The organism is Allobosea sp. 10L417, from assembly GCF_056395485.1.
Genome location: NZ_JBFTJP010000039.1, coordinates 1 through 1,175 on the forward strand (window position 1 = coordinate 1; position 1,175 = coordinate 1,175).

1 protein-coding gene is annotated in these 1,175 nt (G+C 65.0%); it reads left to right on the plus strand.

The genetic code is table 11. The annotated features are described in order from the left end of the window. The coding region (locus tag AC1DE3_RS28270) for a DNA translocase FtsK (protein ID WP_476852978.1) at positions 1–1,175 on the plus strand (1,175 nt) is incomplete at both ends.

Consider the following 1,175-nt stretch of genomic DNA (forward strand, 5'->3'; position numbering starts at 1 on the left):
CGTGTCGCGGTGGTGCAGGGCAAGAACGCCATCGGCATCGAATTGCCCAACAGCAAGCGCGAGACCGTCTTCCTGCGCGAGCTCCTCGCCAGCCAGGATTTCGAGGCAACCAAGCACAAGTTGGCGCTCTGCCTCGGCAAGACCATCGGCGGCGAGCCGGTGATCGCSGAYYTSGCSCGCATGCCGCATCTGCTCGTCGCCGGCACCACCGGCTCGGGCAAGTCCGTCGCCATCAACACCATGATCCTGTCGATCCTCTACCGGCTGAAGCCCGAGGAATGCCGGCTGATCATGGTCGATCCCAAGATGCTCGAGCTCTCCGTCTATGACGGCATCCCGCATCTGCTCACCCCCGTCGTGACCGACCCCAAGAAGGCGGTCGTCGCCCTCAAATGGGCGGTGCGCGAGATGGAGGAGCGCTACAAGAAGATGTCGAAGCTCGCGGTGCGCAACATCGACGGCTTCAATGCCAGGGTCGGCGAGGCCAAGGCCGCCGGCGAGATCATCACSCGCACCGTCCAGACCGGCTTCGACAAGCATTCGGGCGAGGCTGTYTACGAGGAGGAGGTCATGGACCTCGAGCCTCTGCCCTATATCGTCGTCATCGTCGACGAGATGGCCGATCTGATGATGGTCGCCGGCAAGGAGATCGAGGGCACGATCCAGCGCCTCGCGCAGATGGCCCGCGCCGCCGGCATCCATGTCGTGCTGGCGACGCAGCGTCCCTCGGTCGACGTCATCACCGGCACGATCAAGGCGAATTTCCCGACCCGCATCTCCTTCCAGGTCACCAGCAAGATCGACAGCCGCACCATCCTCGGCGAGATGGGCGCCGAGCAGCTGCTCGGCCAGGGCGACATGCTCTACATGGCCGGCGGCGGGCGCATCACCCGCGTCCACGGCCCCTTCGTCTCCGACAACGAGGTCGAGAAGGTCGTCGCTCATCTCAAGACGCAAGGCCGGCCGCAATATCTCGACGCCGTCACCTCCGAGGAGGAGGAAGCTGGCGAGGACGAGGACGGCGCGGTCTTCGACAAGACCGGCATGGGTTCGGTCGACTCGGACGACCCCTATGAGCAGGCGGTCGCAGTCGTGCTGCGCGACAAGAAGGCCTCGACCTCCTACATCCAGCGCCGCCTCCAGATCGGCTACAACCGCGCCGCCTCGATCATGGA